This is a genomic window from Nocardia flavorosea (assembly GCF_015477805.1).
Classification (GTDB): Bacteria; Actinomycetota; Actinomycetes; order Mycobacteriales; family Mycobacteriaceae; genus Nocardia; species Nocardia flavorosea_A.
The window spans coordinates 450,305-476,165 of record NZ_JADLQL010000001.1 but is presented as its reverse complement, the minus strand read 5'-3'; the positions used below and the strand labels follow the sequence as shown (position 1 = coordinate 476,165).

Sequence of the window (25,861 nt, the reverse complement as noted above, 5' to 3'; positions counted from 1 at the left end):
AATCACCACGACCTGACAGACGAGAACAGGAGGCCGCCAGCGATCCGGACTTCAGGCGGGCTGTTCTTCCAAAGCCTCCGCCTGTCCCGCCACGACCCCGGTCAAGATGGCGCGCGCCGCGGTCAGCAGCTGCGCCACCTGCGGTGAGGTGAGCTCATAAGTCACCGACAAACCCTCACGACGACTGGTGATCAACCCGGCCCGCCGCAGCACCGCCAACTGCTGAGACAGATTCGCCGGCTCGATATCGATATCGTTGAGCATCTCCGAGACCGCGTGCTCGCGCTGGCTGAGCAACTCCAGGACCCGGATCCGTACCGGATGCCCCAACGTCTTGAAGAACTCCGCCTTCATCTGATACAAGGGTCTGCTCGAACCCGGCACCGTTTCCGCCTTCCGTCGACGCACCCAACCGCACATAACCACGCTACTTGCACACATTAACAAACAGAAAACCTGGCGATGGCTCATCCGCCCTCACGCGAGGCGCATCTCACATCCTGGACAACAGCGTTGCCCGGCCCACCCACCGCGGTACTCGCGGCGAGGACATACAGCACAATCAGAGCATGAGCGGCATCGACGAACCGACCGCCACCGCCCCACTGGAGGCGATCACCGCAACACCACAACAGATGGGAAGCTTCCGGTTCTGGTTCGCTGACCAACGCTGGGAATGGTCACCGGAAGTCGCCCAGTTCTACGGCTACGACCACACCGTCGAACCCGCCACCGACCGCCTCTGACCAGGGGAAAAGAATCACCGACCCGCTATACCAAAAATTGGTATTATCGGTTCGTGGGCAAGAACACCTCCTTCAGCCTCGACGAGCACTACAGCTCGTTCATCGACGGCGAGGTCGCCTCGGGCCGCTACCGCTCGGCCAGCGACGTCGTCCGTACAGCACTGCGGCTGCTGGAAGATCGCGAGACTCAGTTGCGTGCCCTGCGCACCGCGCTGATCGACGGGGAGAACAGCGGAAAGTCGACACCCTTCGACTTCGACGCCTTCATTGCCCGCAAACGGGCCGACGGCGGCGCGGGCAGCCGGTGAGCCGGTATCTTCTCTCCCCCGCCGCGCAGGCCGATATCGATAACATCTTCGAATTCACCTGCGAGCAATGGGGATTCGAGCAGGCCGAGAAGTATGTACGCGAACTCCAGTACGCCATCGAGCGCGCCGTGGCGAACCCCGGCATCGGCCGGGCGTGTGATGAGATCCGCCCCGGCTACCGTGCACTTCCCGCTGGATCACACACCCTCTACTACCGGATCAACGGGGACGTGATCGATGTCGTGCGAATCCTGCACCAGCGCATGGACATCGACCGCAACCTGTGACCAGCAGGGCTTCCGGCCGTTTCATCAGATAGCCCCCAGGGCACAGTTACTGGCTCGGCTCCGGGGTGGCGGTTCTGCTCAGGAGCTGGTCATAGGGTTCGAGCGAGGGCGGCTGCCGGTCGTCGTCGATGCGGATCTCGGGGTTGCTGCGGATATCTAGGAGCGGGAGGCCGTGTTCGGCGCCCATCCGGTCGACCCAGCGGATGAATTCGAGTGCAGAGCCGGCGAACATCCGCCGGACCCGGTTTTGGAAGGCGCGTACATCGTGGCCGGGCAGGAAATCACGCGTGGATATCTCGCCGCACCCGCAGCCGCAGGGCCGTTCCCGGAATTGCGCTTCTTCGGGGAGATCGCAGTAGCCGACGGGATGGTTCGAGGCATTCATCACGGGATCGGATTGCCCGATCCATGCATCCCGTACCGGGTGGCCCTCGGCGAGCACGTCGCCGTCGACAGCGACCCGATCACCGTGGACGGCGACCCCGGTGATCTCGCCTACGGCGCATACCCGGCCATCACCGATGATCAACGCAAATTGCTCCCGGGATAGACGTTCTTTGTTGGCCTTCCATGCTCCCCGGCCAGAGACCCATGCCTCCCCTTCGGTCATTCTCGGAAAGTAACCGACATGCTCTCGCCCTAGTGGATCGTCAGTCACTGGTGAGAAGTATCCAAGCTTGAACCGGACTGCCATGCACCCACTCCTTGATACGTTCCGGTAAGATAAGAACCAGCGTGCATCGTTGTCACTCAGGTTTCAAGCGGTGATTTACGCAGTGCGATAGTCGGATTCGTATTGACGGTGGCACGTCGCCGGGAACCCGGTTGCGTGGCCAGTGTGCCGGATTCGGAGGTTGTCGGAAAACGATCGTTTGTCGACAACCTGATGTGAGCGGGAGAAACCCCAGGACGTGAGTGTCGGAAACCCGTGTCGGAAAACAATGTCGGCAAACCACATTTCGGCTATTTTCGACACCATGTTGTTCGGCTACGGGCGGGTGTCGACCGCCGAACAGAACCCCGCCCACCAGATCGACGCCCTGCGCCGCGCCGGCGTCGAACCCGCCGATGTCCATATCGATACTGCCAGTGGCGCGAAGGCATCGCGACCGAAACTCGATCTCGTGCTCACCCTGGCGCGCCGCGGCGACACCATCGTCATCACCCGCCTCGACCGCCTCGGCCGGTCGGTGCTGCACCTGATCACCCTCGGCGCACAGCTACGCGAGCGCGGGATCGGGTTGAAGGTCGTCGAGCAGGGCATCGACACCGACACCGCCGAAGGCCGCGCCATGTTCGGCATGCTCAGCGTGCTGGCGGAGTTGCAGCGGGAACTGATCCTCGCCAACACCCGCGACGGCCTCGAAGCTGCCCGCGCACGAGGCCGCACAGGCGGCCGCCGTCCGAAACTCACCGCCCACCAGGTCGAACAGGCCCAACGGCTCTACGACGAGGGCCGCCACACCGTGCAGCAGATCGCCGACATCCTCGGCGTCAAACGCGGAACCCTCTACGGCCACCTCGACAAAACCCGTATCGGTACCCGGCCCCACTCCGGCCCCGCAACCAAAACACCAGCTGCTGCTGCGGTGGCGGTGAGCCCCGCAGGGCAGACGGCCGATGCCGTGCCGGTCCTCGCTGACGCTGCGGCCTCGGTATCGGTGATCTCCGAACGGGAAACCCGAAGGGCCATCGGCGATCCGGACGACCTGTTCGATATCGCCCCGGCCGATCCCGAACCGGCGCCGGCCCACCCGAAACCTGCTGCCGTCACGGCCGCCGACAACGACGATGAGCGGTACGAAACCAGCGACACCGCTTCCGGTCTCGTTCGCCGGCGGCCGAATCTGGCGTGGCGGCTCAAGCAGACCGCGCACCGCAACCTGCCCGAGGCTCCGGCGGTGTGCCCGAACCCGATGTGCGGCTACACCAGCAGCGACACCTCCGAGCGGGGGCGGATGCTCGAAGACACCCAGGTCGTCTGGCTCGAACCGGCCGACGACGGCGGCCTGGTCGAACGGCGCCACTGCCAACGGTGCCGTCCTCGCGACGTGCCGATCACCGACATCGAATGCGCAGCCTGCGACTGCGGCGGCCCCCTGCTGACCGGGCTCTACGCCACCGAACTCCTCGACACCGGGGAACTACCGATGCTGGTACGCCGATGGCTCGCGGTCCGCCGGTGGCGAAGCACCGCCGCCGGGGTGGTCTGCCCGGATCACCCGGCCCCGAAGTGACCTACGCCCTAGATTTCGGTAGATGATCGGAGACCGGCTCGAACAGCCTGGGTTTGATCAGGTTCGACTCCATGTCCTTCCTCTCCTCCCAGCTGACCGATGGCGTGGAGGTGGGTGGCCGGTTTGGCGATGATCACCGGCCGCGGCACATAGTGCGGGTCGAGGCCAACGCCGCCGAGCTACTGCGCCAGGCACACGAGCACCGTCGGTGAGTGTCACGGTCACGCTGCCGTCGAGGAATCGGGGCGCGGTGGTGGCTCCGTCGATGCCGGGCGGGCGGCGAGGCCGAGCGCGAACATCACGTCGGGATGCACCTCCAGCTCATTCACACCGGTACCGCGGTGGGTGGGGCCAGTGCGGTGGATCGCGATGCGCTGTCGGGCCAGCATGCCGGTGGGGTCGACGGTGTAGGCGTTGGTGGATTCCTCGTGCAGGCCGATGGAATCCGGGAAGGGTTCCAGGACTTTGTTGCGGACGAGTTTGACCAGCTCGACCGCCTCGTGCGGGCCCAGGGGCACCCGGCGCACGCGCTGGTCGGTGAAGGCCGCGCGCAGGTCGTCGGGCAACACTGCGGTGCGGATGAGCACGGTGAGCCGGTCGTCGGTGGCCACAACCCGCAACGCGGTCGGTTCGAGCTGGCGGGCGAGAACGGTCAGCGCCTGATCGAGGCGCCGCCGGGACCAGCCGCTGCGAGCCAGGAAATCCGCGATGCCGAGCCCGTCATGGATTATTGATGAAGAACACCCAACGCCACCCGAGGGTGCCGGTCAGCACACCGCCGACCAGCAGGCCGATCACGACGCCCAGGCCCGACATCGCGCCGTAGAGCGATAACGCGGTGTCGCGCAGTTTGCGCTCGGCGAAGGTCGTGGTGATCAGCGCCAGCACGTTCGGGGCGATGAGCGCCGCACCCAGCCCTTGCAGCCCGCGCGCCCCGATCAACATGCCCGCGGTCTGCCCCAGACCACCAGCGAGCGAGGCGACCACGAAGACGATCAAACCCACCTGCACGGTGCGGCACCGACCCCACAGGTCCCCGATCCGGCCACCGAGCATCAGCAACGCACCGAACGCCAGGATGTAGGCATTCACCACCCACGACAGATGCACCGCGCGTACGTCCAGTTCCCGCTGGATGCTGGGCAGCGCGACATTCACGACCGAGTCGTCGAGCACCAGCATCAACTGGGCCGTCGCGACGGTGAACAAGGAAGCCACCAACGCGGGCGACGTCTTCCCACTCTTGCCTGCCGCGGTGCCGACTACCTCGGTCATGCTCACACCTCCTCACCATGGGATACCCCCGTAAGGTATCTAGACCTGGCTAATGTGTCAATCCAATGTGTAGCATTAGCTTCTGTGACCGGCCGTTTCCCCTTGCTCGGCGAGCCGTTGCCGCTGGATCTGATCAACACCACCCCCTCCCTCGGCGACCTGCTGCAAACCCCCGACGATCTGCGCGCCTGGTACACGGCCCAAGCCCACCGGCTACCCGAACTCGACGGCGATATCGGCGCGGCCGATCTCGCCGCAGTCCGCGAGATCCGCGGCCACATCGCGGCCGCCCTGGAGCGCACCCGTCGCGGGCAATGCCCACACCGGCTCGACCTACTCGCGCTCGAACACGCCCAACTCGCAGCACCCGCCATCACGCACCTGAGGTGGGAAGACACCGGATTGACCGCCGCCCGCCGGCGTGCGGGCACCCCCGGACAGCGGCTGGCCGCCGAACTCGCCGAATCTGCCGCTCACCTGCTGGCCGATCCCGCGGTCACCGCGATCCGGCAGTGCGACGCCCACGACTGCGTGATCTGGTTCCTGCCCACCAACCCGCGCCGGCGCTGGTGCTCACCCGCTCTGTGTGGCAACCGTATGCGCGTGGCCCGGCACCACCAGCGCCACAAAGCCGAGAAATAGACCCGATGTACTCGCTGAGCACCAGCCGCTGATTCGGCGTGTGTCCCAATCACGCGGCATGTGCCGGTCCAGGGCACGGGCCACACCGAGGAATTCGCCTGTCGATGCCCTCAGTCCTCGTCGGGAGTATCGGGATCGCGCAGCGGCCGGTGTGTTCCGCCGAGATCGGGCAGGTGGAAGCTGTAGTGGCCATCGATGCCGATATGAGTTCGGATGAACGGCGAGATTCTGGCAACGTCCGCGTCCAGCACCGGATAGCCCTGACCGGCGTAGTTCGGTCAACGCGCGATCGATGTAGACGGTGTTCCACAGCACCACGCAGTTCAGCACCAGGCCGAGCGCGGAGAGTTGGTCTTCCATCCCTTCGTAGTAGATACGCGTCATTTCACCCTTGCGGCCGTGGAAGATCCGCCGCGCCAGGTCGTGGCGGCCCTCGGTGAGGTTGGCCTGGGCTTTGATCTCACGGCGGTAGGGTTCGTCGTCGGCGAGCCGCAGCACGTGCAGGGTTTTGAAGATCCGCCCGAAATGCGCGACCGCGTGCCCGAGCGCGCTCGGTTGTCCGTCGCGGGAAATCATGCGGGTGACCTCGTGCGCGGACACTTCGCCGGTATGGATCGAGACGGCGATCCGGCACATGTCCTCCCAGTGCCGGCCGATCCGCTCGACATCGATGCGACCGCGGGCGGCGGTGTCCAGGGGTCCGTAGTCGGCGGCCGGGTCGATACGCCATAACCGCTGGTCGGGCAGGTTCGCCAGCTGCGGCCGGTACTGGCGGCCGAGCAGGTGCAGCAGCCCGAACACGATATCGCTGTAGGAGCCGGTGTCGGTGATGATCGCCTCCGGCACCGTCCCACCCTGCTGTCGTAGCACCACGTCCACCGCGTGCAGCGAGTCCCGCGGGGTGCCCGACAGCACTTGGGCGGCGAGGCCGCTGGCTTGGTCGTTGATCATGTTCAGCCAGGTGATCCCGCGTTTGCGGCCGAAGTACTTCGCGTTCGGGCGGGCATGGATGGTGCGGACCGGGACCACGAACCGCAGCCCGTCCACCGACGCGACCAGTCCACCGCCCCAGGCCTGGGCCAGCGGGATCCGGGCCTGGGCCTCGATCAGGCCGGTGTTGGCGGCGGCGAGGGTGTCGAACCGGATGTAGGACTGGTCGACGTGGTGCAGACGGTCGCGGGTCAATGCTTCTACGCCGGGGCTGGTGACCGGACCGAACCCGACGTTCATCGCGTGCGCGCACAACACCGCCGCGACCGACAATCCGAGATCGGCGACCCGAGCGGGGTTTCCGGAGGCGTGGGTGAAGGCCTCGGTGAACCCGGGATGCCACGACATCACCTCCAGCACCAGCTCCGGCAGATCGATCCGCGGCAGCATCGCCTCCACCCTGCGCCGCAGGTCGGTCAGGCTCGGCGGATCCGGGACCGCAGTCAGCGCGGCGGCGTGCAGTTTGCCGTCGTCGTCGACCGCGGCCGGGGTATCGCCATCGAGCCGGGCCGCGACCTCCCGGTAGGCGGTATCCAGTGCTTCGGCATGCTCGGCGAGCATCGCCGCCGGCTCGTGCGGCAAGCCCAGCGCGTTGAGCCCGGCCTCACGCGCGGTTTCCCAACTCGCGCCGGTCAGCAGGTGCGCTCGGGGATCGCGCCACCTCGACGAAGCCTCCACGAAGATGTTGCGGTGCTTGAGATGGCGGTGGAACTGCTCGAGCACACAGAACGTGTAGGCCGCGCGATCAACGGTCTCAGCCGGGCGGCCGGCCGCGTAGACCAGCCGGGACCACGCCCCGCCGATCAGGTCGTGATCGACCCGGTGGGCATCGAGCCAGCGCGCCCCGGGCTTGCCGGGTTTTTCTGTGATCATCTCGGCCAGGCCGCGCATCGCGGCCAGCACCGGCGCACCGTCGGGGGTCGCGCCGAATGCCAGGCCGCGCATCAGCCGGGGCAGAAACGGCCGCACGGTCGCGAACCGGCCGGCCAGCTCTTCGGCGCGCTGACCGTCGAGTTCGGCATCCCCGGGCGGGACCAGTTCGTCGATGACGGCGACCGCCGACCGCAACACGGTGCCGGTGACCTTCGCCTCGATCAGACACCACGCCCAGCTCGATGCTCTGATCGATCTCCACCATCTCCAGTAGCACCCGCACCGCTTCGGCCAGTTTGCCCGCGTTCCGTGAGACCTGCGGATAACGGCGCAGCTTCTCCTCTTTCGACTGCCGTTCGGCCTTGGACAGCAACTCCGTGGTCATCAGCAGGTCGAACAGCTCCAGTACGTCATCGACGGCCCGTGCGCTCAGCACCGACACCGTCGCCGCCAAAACCGCCAGCCGATGCTCGCGGCTCATCCGGCGTAGCTGAGTCGCCTTGCCCGACAAGCCATGCTGAGCCAAACCCAGCAACCGCCGCGGCGGCACCGCCGACACATCCACCCCCGCCGAACCCGCTACCGCGAGATCACCGACCCGATCCAACGCGGTCAGCATCCCTTTCGACGACGGCCTGAACACCCCCTTACGCAGCCGATCCAGCTCACTGACCCGCTGTTTCGTGCCCGCCGGCACCTCCAACAACCCCAACAACACACCCGCCGACGACGGCGAGATCTGACCGGCCAGCTGCGCCCACAACCGCTGCTCGGCCGCCTCGCGCCCCGCGGCAACCAGCTTCTCCAGCGTCGTCACACCCGGCAGCAGTACGCGCCGAGCCCGGCACCACGCCACCGAACCCTCGAAGATCGCTTTCGGGCCGTCACCGGTGATCCATGCCTGATCCGCGATCCATGCCGCCAGTTCCGCCTCCGCCTCGCCGAACGGCACAAGCCCGTATTCGGCCTCGATCTCGGCCTGATGCTCGAACCGCGTCGTACGCCGCACCATGTACTCGCCCAGACACGACGGATCCTCGATCTCCAACTGCTCGGCCAGATAAGCCACCAGCTCGACCGGCACATCGGACGGATCGGCCAGGAACATCCCCAGGTAGCGGACCGTCACCACCTGCACCGCGAACCCGAGCCGGTTGTAATCCCGGCGCCGCGCCGCGATCAACCGCCGATCCTCATCGTCCAGGTAGCAGAACCGCTCCAACTCCACCCGAGATAACACACCGAAACGCCCATACTCGGGCACACCCGCATCAATCACGCCGACATGAAATCACCAGCTCAACAGCAGGATTCAGCCTGTCTGCTTAGCGTGACTTTCCTCCCGGATGAGCCTCAACCCCCGAAGCCTCGGCGGCGTTCCGGGGCGACCCCATCTCGATCGTCCAGTACAAGCGCAACCCGACAGACCGCAACAACCGAACCGGTGCCGCCGACGATCCGCGCATGAACCTGCCACAGTACGGGCCCGAACCGGCGGCACCGAGCCCGGCGACACCGCGCGGTAAACCGCTTCACCGGCTCGGTGCGGGCACTACAGTCGCAGCGAGACACGTGTCGAGGGCACCAGTCAGGAGGCCGTCGTGACCGTTCCCGCGCTGGTATGGGGGTGCACCCTCGCGCTGATCGCCGGACTGTTGCTGTTCGACTTCTTCTTCCACGTCCGCAGCGCACATACCCCCTCGCTTCCCGAAGCCGCGGTGTGGTCGGCCGCATATATCGGTATCGCGGTGGTCTTCGGGTTCGTGGTGTGGGGGTTCGGGGGATCCGATATGGGCTTGGAGTATTTCGCCGGCTACGTCACCGAGAAAGCCCTGTCGGTGGACAACCTGTTCGTGTTCCTCATCATCATGACCACCTTCCGCGTTCCCAGCGCCGCCCAGCAGAAAGTGCTGCTCGTCGGGATCGTGTTCTCCCTGGTGGTGCGCACCGGGTTCATCTTCGTCGGCGCCACTCTCATCAACCGGTTCGCCTGGGTGTTCTACCTGTTCGGCGCCGCGCTGCTCCTCACCGCCGGGAACATGCTGCGCCCGGAAGGCGAGGACAGTCACGCCGGCGACAATATCGTCCTGCGTCTGGCGCGCCGTTTCCTGCGCACAAGCGATACCTACGACGGTGACAAACTGTTCACCACCGTCGACGGCCGCCGCCATATGACGCCGATGGTGCTGGCCATGGTCGCCATCGGCGGCACCGACGTCCTGTTCGCCCTCGACTCCATACCCGCGATCTTCGGCCTCACCCAGAACGTGTTCATCGTCTTCACCGCCACCGCGTTCTCCCTGCTCGGCTTGCGTCAGCTGTTCTTCCTGCTCGAAGGCCTGCTGGACCGGTTGATCTACCTCGGTTTCGGGCTGGCTGCCGTGCTGGCCCTCATCGGCGTCAAACTCGTCCTGCACGCCCTGCACGAGAACAACGTCCCGTTCATCAACAACGGAGAACCGGTACCGGTCACCGAGATCTCCACCGGCCTGTCATTGGCCCTCATCGTGCTGATCCTGCTGGTCACCATCGTCGCTTCACTGCTCAGCCCCGCCGGGCGCGCGCAAACCGCGGTCGGCAACGCCCGCCGACACGCCACCCGATACCTCGACCTCGGTTACGAAGCCGACCAGAGCCTGCGGGAACGCACCTACAGCAGAATGCTGGACGAAGAGAAAACGATCACCGGCCTGCCCGCCAAATACCGGCGGCGGATCCGCGAAGGCGAAACCGAACTGGTCGCGCTGCTCGACCGGGCGCATCTGGTGCACGCCGACCGTATCGCGCGGATGGAAGCCGGGCTCCCCCTACGCATGTGACCTGGCACGCGGCCGGTTGCAGACCCGCGCCCCGGACCCGTCCGGAACGCAGACGTGACCGGCGACACGGTGCGGCAGGGGTTGAGTATGCCGCGACGGCACAGTGTTGAGTCGGAGCGGACATCGTGAACCGGACCAGAGCGGAGTGCGCAGTGACCATGACCGGAGACCCGACCGACCAGCGACCGGCGCTGATCGATATCGAAACCTTCTTCGCCGACCCGCAGTTCGCGAACCCGTCGATCTCCCCCGACGGCACCCGCATCGCCTACCTCGCCCCCCACCGCGGGCGCCGCAACGTCTGGGTCCGCGCTGTCGACGCCACCCACGACGAGGCAGTCCCCGTCACCCACGACACCCGCCGCGGAATCACCACCTACTACTGGACCGACGACTCATGCCGGCTGCTCTACCTGCAGGACACCGACGGTAACGAGGACTGGCACCTGTACCGCGCCGACCTCGACGACCCCGGCGCACCCGCGGTGGACCTCACCCCGATGGACCCGGGGTCGCGGGTGGTCGGAGCGCAGGACCTGCCGTCCATACCCGGCAGCGTGCTGGTCACGATGAACCGGCGGCCGTTGTTCTTCGACACGTTCCGGATCGACGTCGCCACCGGCGAAACGACCCTGCATCTCGAACAGGACGATCCGACGGCCACCGTACTGCTCGACCGCCACGGCGCACCCGTATTCCGGACCGCGCTCGCCGCGGACGGCTCCGTCGAGATCTCCGCGATCGACCCCGGCACCGCACTGACGCGGCTGCTGTGCCGGATCGGCGGCGCCGAACATCCGATGAGCGTCCAACCCCAGCAGGTCACCGCCGACGGGAAAGGGCTGCTGGTCGGCGCCTACCAGGACGGTGACAACCTGCGGCTGGTCCGTATCGACCACGCGACCGGCGCGGAAACCGTGGTCGCCGCCGTCGACGGCCACGACCTCGATATCAGCGGGATGATGCTGCCGGGGGTGCTGCCGCCCGCGGTCCACACCCATCGGCGCACCGGTGAAATCCTGGCCGCCCGCTTCGTCGCCGACCGCCCGCATATCGAGGTCCTCGACCCGCGCTTCGCCGAAATCCATGCCCGGTTGCAGAAACTGTCCGACGGAGTGCTGGGCACCCTGTCCTGCGACGACTCCGGGCAGCGTTGGATCGCCACCTTCGTCCACGACCGTGACCCCGGTGTCACCTGGTTCTACGACCACACCACCGGCGATGCCCGCCTGCTGTTCCGGTCCTTCCCGGACCGCGACCCGGAAACCATGGCCCCCATGCACCCCGTCGGTTTCGCCGCCCGCGACGGGCTTCCCCTGCACGGCTACCTCACCCTCCCGGTCGGTGCCGAGGCACGCAACCTTCCGCTGGTACTGGCCGTGCACGGGGGGCCCTGGTACCACGACTCGTGGGGGTACAGCCAGGACGTGCAGTTCCTCGCCAACCGCGGCTACGCGGTACTGCAGGTGAACTTCCGCGGCTCGCTCGGCTACGGGAAACGGCACGTCACCGCCGCGATCGGCGAATTCGCCCGCGCCATGCACGATGACCTGATCGATGCCGTCGATTGGGCCGTCGCCGAAGGGTATGCCGACCCCGGCCGCATCGGCATCTACGGCGGCTCCTACGGGGGATACGCCGCCCTGGTCGGTGTCACCGTCACCCCGGACCGCTTCGCCGCCGCTGTCGACTACGTCGGAATCTCCGATCTCGCGAACTTCCTGCGTACCCTGCCGCCGTTCACTCGCCCATTCAACGTGAACAACTGGTACCGCTATGTCGGCGACCCCGAAATCCCGGAACAGGAAGCCGAGATGCTGGCCCGCTCGCCGATCACCCTGGTCGACCGGATCCGCACCCCGCTGCTCGTCGCCCAGGGCGCCAACGATGCCCGCGTGGTCCGCGCCGAATCGGACAATATCGTTGCCCGGTTACGTGAACGCGGGGTGCCGGTGGAGTACCTGGTCGCCGAGGACGAGGGACACGGCTTCGAGAACCCGGAGAACCAGGTCATGCTGTACCGCGCGATCGAACAGCATTTCGCCCGCCACCTCGGCGGCCGCAATGCCGGCCCGGCGCCGGACGCGCCCGCTACCGGCACCACGATCCGGTAGCCGCAGGCGAGGAGGTCATGTCCGAGGAAGAGATGGCCGCCTACAACGCGCAATTCGACGCATGGAAAAGCCCCCGGCAACCGCGACGCCTCCGGCCCCGGTTTCGGGGGCGAGTTCAGCGACGATTTGGCCGGCACGAAACCACCAGCGGTGGGTCGTCCTCGCGATCGCCACCCTTCAACGATGGTTGATATCTTGCAGATCCGCACAGCTCGACCAGTGCCTGTCCAGATAGATGTATGAAGGAGACCTCTCCGCATGAACACGGCTGCACGATGGTTCACCGGTCCGGACAGGCGTCGAAGTTGGATCGCCGTGCTGGTCGTAGCCGTCGTGGTGGTTGTCGCTGCGGTCGTATGGGCGAATCGATCCCCACGACAGTCCCAGCAGGCAGCGCCGGTGGTGGGCGGCAAGTTTCGTATCGAGACCACTCTGGACTCCGCACCCACTCCCCGCTGGACGGTGCGCGCCGCCGATCTGTCCACTGAACCCGGCGCTGTTCTGCTGTCCGCTCCGCACAGCCTGGACGTCTACCACGGACACGGCACGCCGATGGATGCCGGGACCACGATCGTCGCGGCCACCGCGGTGCCGGACAGCGCGGGTGGCGGGGTCGGGCAGCCGGTCGGCGCGGTGCGACTGCACGGTATCGACCCCGATACCGGAAAGCCGCACTGGACAATCGATGTCGGCGCGATCGCCGGCTGCGCCGGAAAGGTGTTTCAGGGCCTGCTGAGCTGTTGGGACACCCATCGGGTGCTGATCGTCGACAGCGCGACGGGCACGGTGCTCACCGACCACATCACCGATTTCGAGGTGGAGCAGGTCGATGCTCGCGACGGTGTTGTCACAGTGGCGGGGCGAACCGCAGATCGGCAGACCGCTGTCTTCACACGAGGAACCGTCTCGGACATCGCCGCGAGTTGGCGTAAGACGTTTCCGACAGTGGTTCCCGGAGAGCCGGTCATACCCGTCATCAGCGCACCGGACTACTTCCGGTACGGGCGCTACGGCAATATTCGTCTCCACGATTTGCGCACTGGCGAGCTGCTTTTCACCGGACCGGTGGGCTATGTCTTCGACGGCGGCATGATCGCCTCGCAGGTGATCGATCGCAGCGGCACCGCGGGACAGGTCGCGTTGCTCGGCCGCGACGGACACCGTATCACCGAGGTCGCGAATGCCAGCTTCCTGCTCGAGTGGTATCCGGTCGCCACCGCATCGCCACTGCCGATCATGACCGGCGAAAGTGCTTACGACCGCACCACCGGTGCGGTCCTGTGGACCAATCCCGAGATCGGCGTCGACGACACAGCCGGGCGCGAGGATGCGATCGAGGGTGTGGTGGGAGATACCGTGATCATCCGATCACTCGACGGCACAACGCTGTCCGGGCTGGATCTCACCGACGGACATCGAATCTGGCAGCGGCCCTCGCCGTTCGAACACGCCACGAAATTCACGAACTATGACGGCATCACCGACGCAACCCATCTCATCCTGACCGACGGTGTCACCGTGCAGGCCATCGACGCCGCCGACGGAACGCCGGTGTGGTCGATACTGTTGCCGCCCAGCGGCGATCCCAGAGTCCACTCGCAGGTGCGGGCGATGGGGGGTCGCATGGTCACTGTGACCGCGCATGAATTCACCGGATACGCTGCGGCATAATGTGACTCGTGCGTTCGGCGTCGGCCTTCATCGGCAGGTTCGGTCGGTGTAGCGCTTCACGCAGGACGGCTCTTCGGTCCCGAGCTGTTCGGCAACATACGCGGCCGGTTCCTCCGGGACATCGAGCGGAACCGGCCGTAACCACCTTCATCCATCACTGCGACATGAATCATCCATAGCCCAACGCCGGGCGGCAAGCGACCGGCTCAGCGCCGGATTCCCGGCGGGTGCTCCTCTTCCCTCTGGTTACACCGGTTCGGGTTCGGTGCGTGCCGTCGCCCGCTCGGACAACAGGGCATCGAGTTGGCGTTCCGCCCGTTCCGCGCGCGCCAGGATCTGCGCGCGTGCCTGGTCGAGCGCTTCGATACGTTGCGCGGTTTCCGTGCGCACCTGCTCGACAGCGGCTGCGGCGTCAGCGCGGGCTGTGGCCAGTTCCGCGGCCGCGGTGCGCCGGAGCTCGGCGAGATCTCGGCGGACGGTGTCGTATTCGGAGCGTAGTCGCTGTAATTCGGCGCGTGCTTCCCGCGCGGCTTCCTCCCGCTCGGTAGCCGACCGTTCGGCCCGTTCCAAGGCGCGCTCGATGTCGGTGGCGCGCTGTACGGCCAGATCCCGGTCGGCGGTGGCGGCTTTCACTTTCTGGGCGTTGTCGCGGTCGGCGCGTTCGATATCGGCGTCGGCGGTGCGTTGTACGCGCTCGATTTCCGCGGCGCATTCGGCTCGGATCCGCTCCACTTCCGTGGCGGCCTCGTTCCGCGCGGCCCGGACGTCTTCTTCCGCTGCGGCGCGCGCCGCGAAAACTTCGTCCGCGGCGCGGGTGGTGATTGCCTCGACCTGGCGGAGTGCGTCGTCGCGGGCGGTTTCCGCGGCCGCGGCCGCGGTGCGGGCTTCGGCGATGCAGGTATCGGCGGTTTCCGCGGTAGCGGCCGCGTCCTCGGCTGCTTCCTCCGCGTGGATTCGTGCCTGCTGGGCGTCCCGGCGGGCCTGTTCGGCGGCGGCCGCGGCGATTTCGGCTTCGGCGATACGGCGTGCGGCGTCGGCTTGCACGGCCTGGACCTGCGCTTCGGCAGCAGATGGGTCGGCCAGTGTCGACATTTCGGCGACGGCGGCGTTGAGGGTGGTGCCGAGTTGTTCGGCGAGGCCGCGGAATTGCGTGAGTAGTTCGTCGGCGCGGAGCCGGGCGGTGGTCACCGGGCCGGTGTGCGTCACGGTGACGGAATCGGGTTGGGGTTCGGCTTCCTGTTGTAGCCGTTGTCTTTCGCGCCAGGCGCGCCATCGGGTGTGGTCGGGACGGTCGCAGTATTCGGAGGGCCGGCCGGGTCCGGTGGGGCGCGGGATCGGCTGGGTGCAGCCGGGATAGTTGCAGGTTGTCGGCACCCGGGAATCGTAGCGTTGGTTTCGTCAAATCCAACGGAATGACACGAAACGAAATCCGAAGCGGCGGTGAGGTCACGCGACGGCTACTCAGGGCTCTAACCTCCGATAAGTGAACATTATCGGAGGCTAGACAGGTAAGGTTGCGGGAGATCTGTTTCCATTCAATACGTTTCGTTACGTCGCCGCAAACGTAACGTATTGAGTGACGAAATTACCGACGAGGAGAACGCAGTGACCGAACCGGCCGTGGACCTACCCGACACCGTGCGCACCGAGCTCCGCCGCGGCGTCACGAGCGTCCTCGTCGACACAGCCGCACTACGCAACGTCCGCGAACGCTTCGACACCGAACAAGCCACCGCACTCGGCCGCTACCTCACCGCCTCCCAATCCCCCAACACCCTGCGCGCCTACCGCACCGACTGGATCGCCTGGGTCGCCTGGTGCACCCGTGAGAACCGAACCGCCCTACCCGCCGACCCCCTCGACATCGCCGTCTACCTCGCCGCCGCCGCCGACGCCCGCCGCGAAAACGGCCGCTACGCCTACAGTCCCGCCAGCCTCGAACGCAAATCCGCCGCCATCGCCGCCGTCCACGCCGCCAACGGACTACCCGCCCCCACCCGCAGCGACGTCGTCCGCCTCACCCTGCGCGGAATCCGCCGCACCCGCCGCACCCGGCCCGACCGCAAACGCCCGATCCTGCTGCACACCCTCGGCGAACTGCTCACCGGCCTGCCCGAACCCGGATGGCCCGGCGAACCCGCCCGCCGCCGCGACACCCTGCTGCTGCTCCTCGGCTTCGCCGGCGCCCTGCGCCGCAGCGAACTCGCCGGCCTGCGCATCGCCGACATCCACTTCGGCACCGACCACACGACCGGCGAACCCCTGCTGCTGATCCACCTGCCCACCACTAAAACCGACCCCACCGGCATCACCGAACAACACGTCGCCCTGCCCCGCGGCAACCAAGCACACACCTGCCCCGTCTGCGCCTGCGCCGACTGGCTACGCCTACTCGCCGCACACACCGAAAACCCCCGCGGCGTCCGCACCTGGATCGGCGAAAACCCCGTCGGCGAACCTCACATCCACCGCTGCCACAGCTACCACCCCGACCCTCGCCTCACCCCCACGCAACCCCTGTTCCCCGCCGTCAACCGGCACGGCGGACTCGGCGACACCCCCCTGTCCGGCCGCGCCGTCGCCGAAATAGTCAAACGCTACGCCGCCCGCGCCGGACTCGACCCCACCCTCTTCTCCGGCCACTCACTGCGCGCCGGCTTCGCCACCCAAGCCGCCCTCGGCGGCGCCGCCGACCGCGAAATCATGCGCCAAGGCCGATGGAGCAACCCGCGTACCGTCCACCGCTACATCAGAACCGCCGACCCCCTCGCCGACAACGCCGTCACCAAACTCGGCCTCTGACGCAGAGGCGCTACGCGTCGCACGGAATCGAGCCCGCCGGCAAGCGACCACCTGCACGGGCGCCCCAGCCGTGGTTGCTGATGGATGGCGGTTACTCGGCCTCGCGCGCACCGACCACCGCGGGCGGCAGGGCGTGCGCTGTCGAGATCGCAAGGTCGGATGTGAGCGGCGGATCCTGGCGGCGCGGAAGTAACAGCGGGCTGGCCAGGATCAGCAGTCCTGCGACCGCGATAGCCGTGCGGGGGCTGGTTGCGGCGGCGAGTAGTCCGCCGAGTGCGCTGAGGATCGCGATGGCGGCGCTGCTGCTGATCGACCAGGCCATCAAGGTGCGGGCGATGCGGTCTTCGGGGGTGTGGTCGAGTCGGTAGGTGGCCAGTACCGGGGTGTACAGGCTCATGCTGATGACGATCGCGAGCTCGACAGCGATCACTGTGACAAGGCCGGCGGCACCGGGCTGAACGAAGACGAGGCCGATCAACCAGACTGCGCGCAGCGTGCCAACGGTACGAAGGATCCGGTATCGGCCGTAGCGCGCTACGACACGGCCGGCAAGGCGTGAGCCGATGAACCCGCCGAGACAGGGGGCGGCGAAGGCGAGGCCGTACTGCCAAGGTGAGAATCCGAGCTGGCGCAGCAGCAGCACGGCCAGCAGCGGTTCGGTCGCCATGATCAGTCCGCCGACGACCAGGTGATTGAGATAGAACGATCGTAAGCCGCTGTGGGACAGAATATGTCGCCAGCCGTCGAGTAACTCACCTGCCCGAACCTGGCGTTCGGGGACGCGAGCCGGGCGTTCTTCTCGGCCGCGAATCATCGTCAGCCCCAGCGCCGAGAGCAGGTAGCTCACCGCATCGACCACTACGGTGATGACCGGACCGAACAGGCCGATTGCCGCGCCGCCCAGTGGTGGCCCGACGGCGATGGAACTCCAGTTCGTCGACTCGAATCGCGCATTGGCCACGAGTAGGTCGTCCTGCCGGACGAGAGCTTTCAGATGCGCGCCGCTCGCCGCGCCGAAGGCGATCTTGGCTGCGGCAACCACAACCGAGACGACCAGCAACTGAACGAAACTGAGCCGGCCGAGGGCGTAGGCGACCGGGATCGTCATCATGATCGCGAACCGCGCCAGGTCCATCGTGATCATCACCGGTCGTTTGCGGCGAAACTCCACCCAGGGCCCGAGCGGAAACGCGACCGCCGCGCCCACCGCCGGCCCTACCGCTGACAGCGTGGACACCTGTACGGGGCCGGCGTCCAACACCAGTACGGCGATCAGCGGTAATGCGCCGAATCCCAGCCCGGAGCCGTAGGCACTGACCGCATATGACGCCCACAGCCACCCGAACCGACGACCCAACGATCTTCTGCGCACTGAGCTCCATGCCTTCCGCTCCGGACAACTCGCTGTTGATCGCGGTGATCAAAGCAAGGCCGAGGAGACGGAATCAAACAACGGAACCGGCGGCGAGCCACAACCAGTTGTTGTGTCAGTAGGGTTGCGGTGTGGATCTCGACGCCGTGCGTACCTTTGTCGCCGCCGCGGACGCAGGGCAGTTCCAAGAGGCCGCCGCTGCGTTGTCGATCACCCAGCAGGCGGTCTCCAAACGCATCGCGACGCTGGAGAGATATCTGGATGTGCGCTTGTTCGCCCGCACGGCCCGCGGCGCCCAGCTCACCATCGACGGCCAGGCGTTCCTGCCGCACGCGCGTGAACTGCTTCGGGCCGCGGAACGTGCCGACGCCTCCGTGCGGCCCGGCCGGCGCGCGCTACGGGTCGATATCGTCGCCCGGCGGATCGCGCCGGCGGGGCTCCTGCAGGACTTCCACCGCATGCATCCCGGCACAGAACTGGACCTCGTCACCCTCGACGCCGACGTTACCGGGGCGATCGCCGCGGTCGAAGCGGGAACGATCGACGCCACCTTCCACGCCGTCCCCCGATACCAGTATCTGCCCAAGGCGATCAGCGTTGCCAAAGCGATCGACGAACCGCACGAACTGCTCGTCGGCCCCCGCCACCCGCTGGCCGACGCCCACGCCGTCACGCCCTGGCAACTGGCCGGACACCGAATCTGGATGCCCGGCCTGCCGTCGCGCGGCGAGGTGGCCGACTACTACGCCGAACTGACCACCACGTTCGGGTTCACCATCGACGCACTCGGCCCTGTCTTCGCAAAAGAGGCACTGCTGGACGAAATCGCCGACTCGTCGAATGTGGCGACCCTGATCGGTGAAGGCTCACGATATCTGTGGCCGGACCGCTACGACCTGCGGCGCATACCACTGCGTGATCCGATGCCGGTCTACCCGATGTCATTGATCTGGCGCGAAGACAATCCGCATCCCGCGCTCATCACCCTCCGCGGCTACCTCGACTCCAGACAACCGGCCGTCCCCGACACCGAGATCTGGACACCGGCATGGACGCCGCTACCACCCTTCGATCGGCCGTGACCACGGTGCGTCCGAAACTGTCCGCGAGCCGGCTCGATGCCCGACAGGTCGACCAACGACCTCATCGGCGGCTGGTCTATCGCGAGGGCCGTCCACTGGATACGGTTGTCCGGGCCGCCCACACACTGCGCCTGCTCGGTTTCATCGGTGTCGTACACCGCGGTGCCGAGGCCGATATCGGCGAATCCGCGTGATCGAGTTCGCCGGTATCGAGGGCGTGCTGCGGCCCGGTATCACCGCGCTGGAGGGGCTGGTCGCCGTTCGGCGGGCCGACACGCTCGGTCATGCTCCCACGAACGACCGCTCCGGTGTCGAGTATTCGAGAGCCCGGTGGAGGATGATCGCCAGGCCCGCTGCGGCGAGGAACATCGCCGTTTCGTAGATGAGCGCGTGGCCGAATGCTACGGCGGGTGGTGCGGGGGGCGGATCCCCGATGGCAGTACGCGAACAAGGCCTCGCCATCGCATACCAGCACCCGGCGATCCTGCCCGACCTCACCGTCGCAGAAAACCTGATACTCGCCGTCCCACCCGCCCTACGCCCCGCCCTCGCCCACGCACACACCTGGGCCGAAAAAGCGCTGGCCCCGATGGGAATGAACATCGACCCCGCGGCACCGGCCGGAAGCGTCGGACTCGCCGAAAAACAGGCAATCGAAATCTGCGGCGCCCTCGCCGCCGAACCCCGAGTCCTGATCCTCGACGAACCCACCGAACCATTCGCCGCCACCGAAACCGACACCCTCTTCCGGCTCATCCGCTCCCTCGCCCGAACCGGCGTCGCCGTCATCTACATCAGCCACCGGCTCCCCGATGTATTCGCCCTCGCCGACCGCATGACCGTGCTACGCGACGGCCGCAAACGCGGCGAATTCGCAGCCGGCGAAGTCACCGAACAACAAATCGTCACCCTCATCGCCGGCCGGACCATCGACGCCCTGTTCCCCCCACGAACAGACGACCCCGGCGACGTCGCCGTCGATATCGACGACCTGAGCGCCGGCCTGCTCACCGGCGCCGGCACCCGACTACGACGCCGGGAAATCCTCGGCCTCGCCGGCGTCGAAGGCAACGGGCAACGCGAATTCATCAGAGCACTCGGCGGCGCCATCGGCGCCCGCGGCCGGGTGCGAATCGGCGAAACCGTCGCCGACCTCTCCGACCCGCGCACCGCCCGCGCCGCCGGAATAGTCCTGATGCCGCAGGAACGCCATATCGAAGGTATCGCGCCCGCCCTGTCGGTCCGCGAAAACCTCTCCGTCGCGGCACCGGAAAAACTCTCCCGCGCCGGTATCGTCTCCCCCCCGCGCCGAACGCGAATTCGCCGAACGACAAGTCGGCGCACTCGGCGTGAAAACAGCCACCATCGAAACACCCCTCGAACACCTGTCCGGCGGCAACCAGCAGAAAGTGGTCCTCGGCCGCGCCCTGCTGTCCGAACCCCGCGTACTGCTGTGCGACGAACCCACCCAAGGCATCGACGTCGGCAACCGCTCCGATATCTACCACCGCCTCCGGGCGACCGCCGAAAACGGCACCCCCGTAGTCGTGTCGAGCTCGGACAACGTCGAACTCGCCGGACTGTGCGATCGCGTACTCGTGTTCTCCCACGGCCGCATCGTCGAAGAACTCACCGGCGACACCCTGACCGAACACGCCATCACCGAAGCATCACTGACCGCCGGCCGCGCCGAAGCCCCGACCACCACCACCGCAGCGGCGAAACCGGGCACCGCGTTCCGGCGGTTCATCACCGGCCAGCAAGCACCGAGCCTGGTGCTGCTCCTGGCCGCCATCGTGCTGGCAACCGTCAGCTACACCCACAGCGAACGATTCCTGTCGGAATTCAATATCGGCAGCATGCTGGCCCTGCTGGCGCCCATCCTGTTCATCGCCGCCGGACAACTCGTAGTGATGCTGACCGGCGGTATCGACCTGTCCGTGGGGCCACTCGCCGGAACGCTGGTGGTCGTCGCCTCCTTCTTCGTCGTCGAAGGATACGGATGGGGCTGGTGGATCCTCGGATTCGCCGCCATGACAGCCCTCGCCTTCACCGTCGGCCTGCTGAACGGATCCATGATCCGGTTCGCAAGAGTCAGTCCCGTAGTCGCCACCCTGATCACCTACACCGCCCTGCAAGGACTGTCCCTGGTACTGCGCGACGCACCCGGCGGCATCATCGCCCTCGATATCGTCGACCTCCTCAACACCCGGATCGGCCCCGTCCCGGTCGCGGTCGTCATCGGCGCCGTCCTGCTGATCACCCTCGAATACCTGTCCCGGCGCAGTTCCCTCGGCCTGCGCCTGCGCGGCGCCGGATCCAACGAATCCGCAGCCCACTACCGCGGAATCCTCGTCGGCCGTGTCCAACTCCTCGCCTATATCGCAAGTTCCCTGCTCACCGCCGTCGGCGCACTACTGCTGATGTCACAGATCGGCGTCGGAGACCCCCCGGCCGGCCTCACCTACACCCTCACCTCCATCACCGCGGTAGTGCTCGGCGGCGCCTCCATCTTCGGCGGCCGCGGCAGCTTCATCGGCGTCCTGTTCGGCGTCCTGTTCCTGCAGCTGATCGAGAACTCCACGATCTTCCTCGGCCTCTCACAGGCCTGGCAGTACCTGTTCGTCGGCACCATCGCCCTGGCCGCGACAGCGCTCTACGCCCAAGTCCAACAGCGGACCGCACGCCGAGCCCCCGCCACCGAGTAACCCCACCCCGGCCGGGTAGCGTCGCTACCCGGCCGGAACCGGAAACCCCAACCGGCCGTCGCGCACCTCGGCAACCCGATCCGCGACAGTGAGATGGGCACGGTCATGGGTGACCAAGACCGTCGCACTCGACCTTTCGCGGGTCAACCGGGCGAGCAAATCCAGCACCGCGGCACCACGGTCGTGATCGAGCGCGCTGGTGGGCTCATCCACCAGCAGCACCCTGGGATCGTTCATCAACGCCCGCGCAATACCCACCCGCTGACGCTGACCACCCGAAAGCTGATGCGGGCGACGCCCGGCCACACCAGCCAAACCGACCGCATCCAGCAACTCCATCGCCCGCCCCCGCGCCGCACGCGGCTTACCGCCATCCAGATGGGCCATCACCTGCAACTGCTCGGCAGCGGTCAATGACGCGATGAGATTCGGCTGCTGGAACACGATGCCGATCCGGCTCCGCCGCAGATCGGTCAGCTCACCGCGGCGCAATCCCGTCGTCGAAACGCCGTCGATGACAACAGTGCCGGAATCAGGCGTGATCAAAGTGGCCGCGACAGCGAGCAGACTGGACTTACCGGAGCCCGACGGGCCCACCACCGCGGTCAAGCTGCCCCGCGGCACCTCCAAATCCACCCGGTCCAGCGCCGTCAAACGGTTCTCGCCATCCGGATACGTGAGAGTGATATCGATCAGGTTCAAACTCATCGGGCGCTCCCCAAAGCAGTCAACGGGTCGACAGAAGTGATACGGCGGACCGATACCGCGGCGCCGACAGCGCCCACGACAACCATCACCGCCGCCGGAACAACGACAGTGGCGACACCGAGGTGGAACGGCACCGCGGACCCCGCGACCACCATCCCCAGCGCCGCCGCGAGCGCCGTACCGAGCAGAGTGCCGCCCACCAGCAACACCACCGCCTGACCGAGCGCATCCACCAGCAGCCCGGCAGTGGTCGCGCCCAACGCCTTCAACACCGCGATATCGCCACTGCGCTGCACCGTCCACACCGTGAAGAACGCCCCCACCACGAGCGCCGAGATCACGAACAGGAAAGCACGCATCAACTGCAGCGAACCGTTCTCCGACGTATACGAACCGATCGCGGACAACGACTCGTCGACAGTGACAGTCCGCGTACCAGCCGCTCGATCGACAGCCGCCATATCCACCTCCGACGTGGTCCGCACCGCGACAACCGAGGCCGCCACATCCACACCCGGACCCGCCGGCGGCGCGATCTCCCGCCAGAAACCCAAGCCTGCCCACACCACCGGGGTATGACTGAAATACGCATCGCCCTGCACCGCCGTCACCCGCAACTGCCGACCCGCCACAGTCACCAAATCGCCGGCCGCCACCCCCAGATCGGACGCCGCCGCAGTGGACAACACCACCGACTCGTCATCGACACCGCCACCGGCCGGGGCCAGACCCGACCCGGGACGGACACCGAACACGGACACACCGACACTCCCGGCCCCGGCAGTGGCGCGGGTAGTGGTGATCCCCAACGGTTCGGCATCCACCACACCGGGAGCCGCCGCCCACCGCTCCCACTGCCCGCGCGTGACCGAAGAACCGGAATACGACAGATCCTGGCCCTCGCCCGGCTCGGCGAAAACGATCCTGTCCACCGGAAGCGACGTGATCGCAGAAATGTTCTGCCGGCCCAAACCGGCCGTCAGACCGGACAACAACCCGACCAGCAGCGTGATCAGCACGATAACAGTCCCCATCAGAGCGAAACGCCCCTTGGCGAACCTCAGATCTCTCCAGGCAACAAACACGACCTCGGCCTGTCCTCTCCGGCAGTGGAAAACGGTACGACTCCACCCTTGCCGCCCGAGCCACTCCGCACATCCCGCCCGAGACGGCACTTCACGAACCGGAAGACACCACCGCGATTCCAACTTTCGACAGAGGCCAACCGGCAGCCCACCTCCGTAGCCTGGAAGCACCGTGAACACCACCGCACCCGACCCGACCCCCACCACCCGCGCCCTGGCCTGGTGCCTGCACCTGCTGATCCTCGGCCTGCTCGCGCTCACCGCCGTCCGCGCGACAACCCAGCACCAGCCCCATACCGGCGCAATCGTCGCCACGGCCACCCTCTGCGCCCTCGTATACGCCGCCGGCCCCCTCCTACCCCGCATCCACCGCTCCCGGCCCGCCGTCGCCTGGTGGCTCACTGCCGTAGGCACCGTATGGCTGGCACTGCTGACACTCTCCCCGGACGCCGTATGGGTCGCCTTCCCGTTGTACTTCCTCCAGCTCCACCTGCTGCCCCGCCGCGCCGGACACCTCGCCGTCACCGCCACCGCCGCCGCGGCCATCACCGGATTCGCCGCCCACCAGCACTCCTTCGCCCCCGCCATGGCGATCGGCCCCGCACTCGGCGCCGCCGTCGCCGTCGCCGTCGTCCGCGGCTACCAAGCCCTGTACCGGGAAAGCGAACAACGCAGACGCCTCATCGAAGAACTCACCACCACCCGCGCCGACCTCGCCCACGCCCAGCGCACCGCCGGAATGCTCGCCGAACGCGAGCGCCTCGCCCGCGAAATCCACGACACCCTCGCCCAAGGACTGTCCAGCATCCAGCTCCTGCTGCGCGCCGCCGAACGCGCCCTACCCGACCGGCCCGGCATCGCCGCCCGCCACGTCGACCAAGCCCGCCGAACCGCCCAGGACAACCTCGCCGAAGCACGCCGCTTCGTCGCCGCCCTCACCCCGCCTGCACTCGAAAACACCACACTGGCCGACGCGCTGGAACGACTGTGCGACACCACCGGCGCCCGCCACCACCTCGACGTAAAATTCCACCGCACCGGCAACCCGGGCCCACTGGCCACCACCGCCGAGGTCGCCCTACTGCGCATCGCCCAATCCGCGCTCGCCAACACCGTCCGCCACGCCGCCGCCACCACCGCCGAAGTCACCCTCGGATACCTCGACGACCACGTAACCCTCGACATCACCGACAACGGCCGCGGTTTCGACCCCGCCCACCTACCCGCACCCGACTCCGAACCCGACCGCGGCGGATTCGGGCTTGCCGCCATGCGCGCCCGTGCGCACGCCCTCGACGGCTCCCTGACCATCGAATCCGCACCCGGCCACGGCACCACACTCGCCGCCCGGATACCCCGCACCCCACCGACCGAACCCGAGGTCCGCCCGTGACCATCCGACTCCTCCTCGCCGACGACCATCCCGTAGTACGAGCCGGGCTACGGGCCGTACTCGAAACCGAACCAGGCATGCTCGTCGTCGCCGAAGCCGCTACCGCGGAGGACGCCGTCGACCGGGCCGCCGCAGGCGATATCGACGTCGTCCTCATGGACCTGCAGTTCGGAAAGGGCATGGGCGGAGCAGAAGCCACCGCCCGCATCACCGCCCGGCCCGGCGCACCCCGCGTACTGATCGTCACCACTTACGACTCCGACGCCGATACCCTGCCCGCCATCGAAGCCGGCGCCACCGGATACCTCCTCAAAGACGCTCCACCCGAGGACCTCGCCGCCGCCGTCCGCACCGCGGCAGCCGGCCGGACCACACTGGCGCCGGCCGTCGCCGACCGGCTGATGAACCGCCTCCGCACGCCCGGAACCGCCCTCACCCGGCGCGAAACCGAGGTGCTGACCCTGGTCGCCGACGGCCTGTCCAACCAGGCCATCGGCCACCGCCTCCACCTCACCGAAGGCACCGTCAAATCCCATCTCGCCCGCATCTACACCAAACTCGGCGTCGACTCCCGCACCGCCGCCGTCGCCGCGGCCACCGACCTCGGCCTCATCCGGCGCTGAAGTACGCGCAGATCATGACGGTGTGGTCTCGATCGGGCATCGCCCCGCGACGGGGGTGCGCATATCCGCCGCCCTGGTGCCACCGTCACGTCCGATAACCGCGAGCGGTCGCCCCACCAGCGGATA

The 25,861-nt window shown here is 67.2% G+C and carries 24 protein-coding genes and 2 pseudogenes; 15 read left to right on the top strand and 11 right to left on the bottom strand.

Annotated elements, in window-relative coordinates:
• Window positions 1–51: 51 nt before the first annotated feature.
• The gene (locus tag IU448_RS02250) at window positions 52–354 is read right to left on the bottom strand and encodes an ArsR/SmtB family transcription factor (RefSeq protein ID WP_033247016.1); all 303 of its coding nucleotides are present in this window, start codon (window positions 352–354) and stop codon (window positions 52–54) included.
• Between the two features lie 215 nt (window positions 355–569).
• On the opposite strand from IU448_RS02250, the gene IU448_RS02245 reads away from it, so the two are divergent.
• The 3 genes from IU448_RS02245 to IU448_RS02235 are packed head-to-tail and all read left to right on the top strand — an operon-like array spanning window position 570 to window position 1,341.
• The gene (locus IU448_RS02245) at window positions 570–746 is read left to right on the top strand and encodes a hypothetical protein (protein WP_174375626.1); all 177 of its coding nucleotides are present in this window, start codon (window positions 570–572) and stop codon (window positions 744–746) included.
• Window positions 747–799: 53 nt separating this feature from the next.
• The gene (locus tag IU448_RS02240) at window positions 800–1,054 is read left to right on the top strand and encodes a type II toxin-antitoxin system ParD family antitoxin (RefSeq protein WP_033247015.1); all 255 of its coding nucleotides are present in this window, start codon (window positions 800–802) and stop codon (window positions 1,052–1,054) included.
• A complete protein-coding gene (locus IU448_RS02235; protein ID WP_033247014.1) occupies window positions 1,051–1,341 on the top strand; it encodes a type II toxin-antitoxin system RelE/ParE family toxin in 291 nt (96 codons plus the stop codon). The genes IU448_RS02240 and IU448_RS02235 overlap by 4 nt, the downstream gene beginning before the upstream one ends.
• Window positions 1,342–1,387: 46 nt before the next feature.
• Here IU448_RS02235 and IU448_RS02230 read toward each other — a convergent pair whose 3' ends face one another.
• Window positions 1,388–2,035 carry a hypothetical protein gene (locus tag IU448_RS02230; RefSeq protein WP_163843915.1) on the bottom strand — a complete coding sequence of 216 codons (648 nt, stop codon included), beginning with the start codon at window positions 2,033–2,035 and terminating at the stop codon, window positions 1,388–1,390.
• 247 nt (window positions 2,036–2,282) lie between these two features.
• Between IU448_RS02230 and IU448_RS02225 the strand changes: the two genes are divergently transcribed.
• Complete coding sequence (locus tag IU448_RS02225) at window positions 2,283–3,578, top strand: recombinase family protein (RefSeq protein WP_228811993.1); 1,296 nt, start codon at window positions 2,283–2,285, stop codon at window positions 3,576–3,578.
• A 221-nt stretch (window positions 3,579–3,799) separates the two neighbouring features.
• On the opposite strand, the gene IU448_RS02220 is transcribed toward IU448_RS02225, so the two are convergent.
• Both IU448_RS02220 and IU448_RS02215 read right to left on the bottom strand, forming a co-directional pair.
• A complete protein-coding gene (locus IU448_RS02220; protein WP_195053809.1) occupies window positions 3,800–4,189 on the bottom strand; it encodes a hypothetical protein in 390 nt (129 codons plus the stop codon).
• A 109-nt stretch (window positions 4,190–4,298) separates the two neighbouring features.
• Window positions 4,299–4,853, bottom strand: coding sequence for an MFS transporter (locus IU448_RS02215; RefSeq protein WP_195053808.1), 555 nt, complete (start codon window positions 4,851–4,853; stop codon window positions 4,299–4,301).
• A gap of 84 nt (window positions 4,854–4,937) precedes the next feature.
• On the opposite strand from IU448_RS02215, the gene IU448_RS02210 reads away from it, so the two are divergent.
• Window positions 4,938–5,495, top strand: coding sequence for a CGNR zinc finger domain-containing protein (locus IU448_RS02210; RefSeq protein ID WP_195053807.1), 558 nt, complete (start codon window positions 4,938–4,940; stop codon window positions 5,493–5,495).
• Here IU448_RS02210 and IU448_RS28715 read toward each other — a convergent pair.
• Together IU448_RS28715 and IU448_RS28710 are read right to left on the bottom strand one after the other, a co-directional pair.
• Entirely contained in the window at window positions 5,427–7,556 is a 2,130-nt protein-coding gene (locus IU448_RS28715) for a Tn3 family transposase (protein WP_324188485.1), read from the bottom strand. The genes IU448_RS02210 and IU448_RS28715 overlap by 69 nt on opposite strands.
• A gap of 649 nt (window positions 7,557–8,205) precedes the next feature.
• Window positions 8,206–8,586, bottom strand: a pseudogene (locus IU448_RS28710) (DUF4158 domain-containing protein); the annotation flags it as partial.
• 373 nt (window positions 8,587–8,959) lie between these two features.
• Here IU448_RS28710 and IU448_RS02200 point away from each other — a divergent pair.
• From IU448_RS02200 to IU448_RS02190, 3 genes are all read left to right on the top strand, one after another.
• Window positions 8,960–10,177 carry a TerC family protein gene (locus IU448_RS02200; RefSeq protein ID WP_195053806.1) on the top strand — a complete coding sequence of 406 codons (1,218 nt, stop codon included), beginning with the start codon at window positions 8,960–8,962 and terminating at the stop codon, window positions 10,175–10,177.
• A gap of 158 nt (window positions 10,178–10,335) precedes the next feature.
• Window positions 10,336–12,291: a S9 family peptidase gene (locus tag IU448_RS02195; RefSeq protein ID WP_195054979.1), complete on the top strand. Its 1,956-nt coding sequence runs from the start codon at window positions 10,336–10,338 to the stop codon at window positions 12,289–12,291.
• A 258-nt stretch (window positions 12,292–12,549) separates the two neighbouring features.
• Window positions 12,550–13,962, top strand: coding sequence for a PQQ-binding-like beta-propeller repeat protein (locus IU448_RS02190; protein WP_195053805.1), 1,413 nt, complete (start codon window positions 12,550–12,552; stop codon window positions 13,960–13,962).
• 246 nt (window positions 13,963–14,208) lie between these two features.
• On the opposite strand, the gene IU448_RS02185 is transcribed toward IU448_RS02190, so the two are convergent.
• Window positions 14,209–15,336, bottom strand: coding sequence for a hypothetical protein (locus IU448_RS02185; RefSeq protein WP_228811992.1), 1,128 nt, complete (start codon window positions 15,334–15,336; stop codon window positions 14,209–14,211).
• Window positions 15,337–15,534: 198 nt separating this feature from the next.
• Between IU448_RS02185 and IU448_RS29330 the strand changes: the two genes are divergently transcribed.
• Window positions 15,535–16,764, top strand: a complete 1,230-nt coding sequence (locus tag IU448_RS29330; protein WP_267466985.1) for a site-specific integrase — start codon at window positions 15,535–15,537, stop codon at window positions 16,762–16,764.
• Window positions 16,765–16,855: 91 nt separating this feature from the next.
• Here the strand turns inward: IU448_RS29330 and IU448_RS02175 are convergent, their stop codons facing one another.
• Window positions 16,856–18,136, bottom strand: a complete 1,281-nt coding sequence (locus IU448_RS02175; RefSeq protein ID WP_280456981.1) for an MFS transporter — start codon at window positions 18,134–18,136, stop codon at window positions 16,856–16,858.
• Window positions 18,137–18,267: 131 nt separating this feature from the next.
• On the opposite strand from IU448_RS02175, the gene IU448_RS02170 reads away from it, so the two are divergent.
• The 3 genes and pseudogenes from IU448_RS02170 to IU448_RS29665 form a co-directional block, all read left to right on the top strand.
• Window positions 18,268–19,218, top strand: coding sequence for a LysR family transcriptional regulator (locus IU448_RS02170; RefSeq protein WP_195053804.1), 951 nt, complete (start codon window positions 18,268–18,270; stop codon window positions 19,216–19,218).
• Entirely contained in the window at window positions 19,215–19,412 is a 198-nt protein-coding gene (locus IU448_RS02165) for a hypothetical protein (protein WP_195053803.1), read from the top strand. The genes IU448_RS02170 and IU448_RS02165 overlap by 4 nt, the downstream gene beginning before the upstream one ends.
• Before the next feature lie 188 nt (window positions 19,413–19,600).
• Window positions 19,601–19,918 (top strand): annotated as a pseudogene (locus IU448_RS29665) (ATP-binding cassette domain-containing protein); the annotation flags it as partial.
• 327 nt (window positions 19,919–20,245) lie between these two features.
• On the opposite strand, the gene IU448_RS02155 reads toward IU448_RS29665, so the two are convergent.
• Complete coding sequence (locus tag IU448_RS02155) at window positions 20,246–20,431, bottom strand: hypothetical protein (protein ID WP_195053802.1); 186 nt, start codon at window positions 20,429–20,431, stop codon at window positions 20,246–20,248.
• Between IU448_RS02155 and IU448_RS29510 the strand changes: the two genes are divergently transcribed.
• A complete protein-coding gene (locus tag IU448_RS29510) occupies window positions 20,430–21,926 on the top strand; it encodes an ABC transporter permease subunit (RefSeq protein WP_324188540.1) in 1,497 nt (498 codons plus the stop codon). The two genes, IU448_RS02155 and IU448_RS29510, sit on opposite strands and share 2 nt — an antisense overlap.
• Before the next feature lie 24 nt (window positions 21,927–21,950).
• Here IU448_RS29510 and IU448_RS02145 read toward each other — a convergent pair whose 3' ends face one another.
• Together IU448_RS02145 and IU448_RS02140 are read right to left on the bottom strand one after the other, a co-directional pair.
• Entirely contained in the window at window positions 21,951–22,634 is a 684-nt protein-coding gene (locus tag IU448_RS02145) for an ABC transporter ATP-binding protein (RefSeq protein ID WP_195053800.1), read from the bottom strand.
• Window positions 22,631–23,668, bottom strand: coding sequence for an FtsX-like permease family protein (locus IU448_RS02140; RefSeq protein WP_228811991.1), 1,038 nt, complete (start codon window positions 23,666–23,668; stop codon window positions 22,631–22,633). Before IU448_RS02140 ends, IU448_RS02145 begins: the two co-directional genes overlap by 4 nt.
• A 223-nt stretch (window positions 23,669–23,891) precedes the next feature.
• Here IU448_RS02140 and IU448_RS02135 point away from each other — a divergent pair, with 223 nt between their 5' ends.
• Together IU448_RS02135 and IU448_RS02130 are read left to right on the top strand one after the other, a co-directional pair.
• On the top strand, window positions 23,892–25,112 hold the full coding sequence (locus IU448_RS02135) for a sensor histidine kinase (protein WP_195053798.1): 1,221 nt from the start codon (window positions 23,892–23,894) through the stop codon (window positions 25,110–25,112).
• A complete protein-coding gene (locus tag IU448_RS02130) occupies window positions 25,109–25,735 on the top strand; it encodes a response regulator (protein ID WP_195053797.1) in 627 nt (208 codons plus the stop codon). Before IU448_RS02135 ends, IU448_RS02130 begins: the two co-directional genes overlap by 4 nt.
• Window positions 25,736–25,861 lie beyond the last annotated feature (126 nt).